The 3,909-nt window shown below is 28.3% G+C and carries 5 protein-coding genes; all 5 read left to right on the top strand.

Annotated elements, in window-relative coordinates; translation table 11 throughout:
* Nucleotides 1-216 precede the first annotated feature (216 nt).
* The 5 genes from RYM86_RS18430 (at nt 217) to RYM86_RS18410 (ending at nt 3,762) form a co-directional block, all read left to right on the top strand.
* Complete coding sequence (locus tag RYM86_RS18430; RefSeq protein ID WP_315082299.1) at nt 217-1,374, top strand: Ig-like domain-containing protein; 1,158 nt, start codon at nt 217-219, stop codon at nt 1,372-1,374.
* A gap of 46 nt (nt 1,375-1,420) precedes the next feature.
* Nucleotides 1,421-2,464 (top strand): Ig-like domain-containing protein, encoded by a 1,044-nt coding sequence (locus RYM86_RS18425; RefSeq protein ID WP_315082297.1) that lies wholly within the window; start codon nt 1,421-1,423, stop codon nt 2,462-2,464.
* Between the two features lie 72 nt (nt 2,465-2,536).
* Nucleotides 2,537-2,737, top strand: a complete 201-nt coding sequence (locus RYM86_RS18420; protein ID WP_315082296.1) for a BhlA/UviB family holin-like peptide — start codon at nt 2,537-2,539, stop codon at nt 2,735-2,737.
* An 11-nt stretch (nt 2,738-2,748) separates the two neighbouring features.
* Nucleotides 2,749-2,919 (top strand): hypothetical protein, encoded by a 171-nt coding sequence (locus tag RYM86_RS18415; protein WP_039308494.1) that lies wholly within the window; start codon nt 2,749-2,751, stop codon nt 2,917-2,919.
* A 57-nt stretch (nt 2,920-2,976) separates the two neighbouring features.
* Nucleotides 2,977-3,762, top strand: coding sequence for a glycoside hydrolase family protein (locus RYM86_RS18410; RefSeq protein ID WP_315082295.1), 786 nt, complete (start codon nt 2,977-2,979; stop codon nt 3,760-3,762).
* The last annotated feature ends 147 nt before the right edge of the window (nt 3,763-3,909 follow it).

Below are 3,909 nucleotides of genomic sequence, written 5' to 3'. Positions count from 1 at the left end.
CGGTGGTGTGAGAGGACGCTAAATAAAATAATTATTTAGCTCCTACTCGATTTATAAAATAGTAACTTAAAATTAACTATAATACAAAAAGTAAAAATTTACTAAATTTCTTAGATATAAAGGAATTTGTATTACGATTATTGTTGGTTTTTACCATATATAAAGTTAAAATATTTTATGAACGCGTTCAATAATGGAGATAAGGGAGAAATGATAATGAAAAATTGTTATAAAAGAATAATTATAATGTTTGTAATGGTATTAACAATTATTGGAGTTGGAGCAATTCAAAATGGAATAATAGCTAATGCAGCAACAGTTGGACAACAATTATTCCAACCAGAAGATGGCTGGAAAAGATATGATGAAAGCAATATTAATATTAAATATATAGGCAATGGGTGGAACACTTATAGTTATAGTAATTATTATAAAGGTACTGTAATATCATCTAAGAATTTAGATAGTATGATTTTTTATGTTTATTCGGATAAAGTAAGATTAATAGGAAGTATAACTCACAATTATTCATCTAAGATGAAAATAATAATAGATGATAAAGAAGAACAGTTATATTCTCAATATGGAAATACATCATATCAATCAGTGCTATTTGAAAAAACAAATATGAGTAAAAAAATTCATAAAATAGAACTAAAAAATTTAGAATCTGGATGGATTGATTTAGATGCCGTAGATATAAATGAAAATGGTTATTTAGCAGATCCGAACAAATCAATATCATTAGATAAACCATCACTAAATTTAAAAGAAAATACCTCAGATAAGTTAACAGTAACTACTACTTCATCAGCTGTTGATATACAATGGTCAAGCTCTGATGAAAATATAGCTAAGGTAGATGAAAATGGTAAGGTAACTGGAGTTAAAGAAGGAAATTGCATAATAACAGCACAAATTAAAGGAACAGATATAAAAGCTGATTGTATAGTTACAGTTACAAAAGAAGATACTGAACCTAAACCAACAGATCCAGAACAAGAGTATATAATTAACACTGCTTATGCCAAAGGCGATAATACTAATAATGCTAGTGGTCAAGTATCTATAATATTTAAGGGAGTTACGGAGGCACAATTAAAAGTTCTAAAAACAGCAGATGTAGATTCTGTGTATGTAGGAGATAATTTTACATATACAATAGAAGTTGCTAACACAAGTGATAAAACTGCTAAATCAGTAGTTATTACTGATAGTGCTCCTAATCATATTCAATTTATACCTAGTGGAGTAACAACAACTCAAGGAACAATTGATTCAAGTTCAACAGCTAAAAATATTATAGTTAATGTTGGAGATATTCCCCCATCAGGAAAAGTTATAATAAAAATACCAGTTCTTGTAGTTGAATAGAATTATAAATGAGCAACAGAAGATAGTAGAGGGGGAGAAATAATAAATGAATAAACAATTTAAGAAGATAATTATAATGTTTGTGATGGTATTAAGTATTATGGGAGCATATACTATAAATGCTTTTGCAGATGATAGTTTTGAAATAGGAACTAGTAATTTAAATAATACTGTAGAAAACAGTGCTAAAGTTGGAGATAAGCTTATAAAACCTGAGATTGGATGGAAAAGATATGATGATACAAATTCAAATATAATGTATAGCGGTATTTGGTCAACAACCAGTCAAGGAAACGGAGAATTCTATAATAATACTTATCATAGTGGTTCAGAAAAAGATATTGTAGTTAAATTTAATTTTACTGGAAATAAACTTAGAATAATTGCAGAAAAGTATAAAAATAGAGATGATAATGTAATTATAAAAATAGATGGAGAAACTGAAACATATAGTCAATTGAATTATGATGGTAATTATACTCCTGAAATATTATTATATGAAAAAATAGATTTAAGCAATACATTTCATGAAGTAACTATAACTAAAACTTCTGGTATAAATGCAGGAATTACAATTGATGCCATAGATATAGACAAAGATGGTGAGTTATTACCATATACTGAATCAATATCATTAGATAAACAATCATTAACTTTAAAAGAAGGTAGTACAAAGAAAATAACAGCAACTACAACGCCATCAGCTGTAGATGTAATTTGGTCAAGCTCTGATGAAAACATTGCAACAGTAGATTCTAATGGTAAAGTAACTGGAATTAAAGAAGGAACTTGCACAGTAACAGCTAAGATAAAAGGTACAGACTTAACTGCTGATTGCATAGTTACAGTTACTAAAGAAGATATTGTTGAACCAGATGAACCTGAAGGTGATGGAAGTCTATATATAGAAATGGTAGATGGAAATATTAAAAGAACAGATAAGAATCAAATTGAAAAATTTAAGAATTGGTTCTTAGGCAGAGATTTAGATGAAACAGAAAGTCCAATATTTAAAATAACAAATGCAAAGGGTAATACAGAGTATTTAGTACATGATAAAGTCGTTGGATTTGAAATAAGAGAAAATTAATATAAAGATTATTAAAGGCACTTACAAAATGTAGGTGTCTTTTCTTATATACAAAATTAAGGAAGGTGTTATATGGATGAATTAATGAAAATGGCTTTAAGTCAGGGATTAGGATATGCATTATTTGTTTTTCTACTATTATATGTTTTAAAAACAACAGGAAATAGAGAAAATAAATATCAGGATTTATTAGATACTTTAGCTCAAAAATTTAATGTTGTTGAGGATATAAAGGAAGATGTAAAAGAAATTAAAAATAAAATTGAAAAGTAGGAGGAATTAAGATGGATAGATTACTAAATAAAGTAACTAGTGCTAGGTGGCTTATAGCTGTAATTATGACTATAGTTTTTGCAATTCTTGCTTGTACTAATAAGCTAACAACAGAGTTTATAACTATATATACAATGATTATTGCATTTTATTTTAGTAAAGATAGAAAAAATAATGAGTAATTTAGGTAGCAATTATAGCTACCTTTTTTCTTTTATATTAATAAGGAGGAATGAGCAATGTCTAATTGGAAATGGTGTGTTCAAGGTGAAGATGGAAAGGTTGTAAGAGGATGGTATGAAGATAATGGAACTTGGTACTATTTAAATGATGAAGGTATAATGCAAACTGGTTGGATAAAAGATAAAGACGGAAGATGGTATTACTTAGATGAAAATGGAGCTATGAAAATAGGATGGTTAAAAGATAAAGATAAATGGTATTACTTAGAACCCAATTCTACAGGATATAAAGGGCAACTATATGGTAACTGTACTAAAATAATTGATGGTAAAGAATATAGCTTTGATTGTACAGGTGCATGGATAGAAAAAGGATATTTAGTATCAGAAAAGTGTATAGATTTTATTAAGAGCTGGGAAGGTTACTTTTCTAAACCTTATATAGATTGTGTAGGTGTAAAAACATTAGGTTATGGAATGACAGGAAAAGAAATAGAAGGCTTGGAATATGTAACAGAGGAACAGGCAACAAGTATGTTAAAAGATTTAATTGAAAATAAATATGCTCCAGTAGTAAAAAGTGATTTACTTTCTAAAGGTATTACATTAAAACAGCATGAATTTGATGCATTAGTAAGCTTTGCATATAATTGTGGAACAGCAGGTCTTTTAGGCTCAACATTATATAAAAATATATGTAATGGAATAAGGGGTAAAAATACAATTACAGCTAATTTTGTCGCTTGGAGTAATGGCGGAGGAAAAAGAATAGAAGGACTTTACAGAAGAAGAACTAAAGAAGCAGCTATGTTTTTAAATGTAGATTATGCAGGTAATGTATAAAAATTTAATATTTATGTTATAATATGTGTGGCTAAACTACACATAAAATTAGAAAACGAAGGGTAGCAGATAGGAGAAATCTTATTTGCTACCCTTTTTATTGTGTGCCCAGCATGGGCACGTACTAATCGGTGAAAGTCCGTAATG

This window comes from uncultured Clostridium sp. (genome assembly GCF_963527835.1).
Lineage (GTDB): Bacteria > Bacillota > Clostridia > Clostridiales > Clostridiaceae > Clostridium.
Note: the sequence above shows the minus strand (reverse complement) of the source record. Positions and strands in the feature narration are given on the sequence as shown.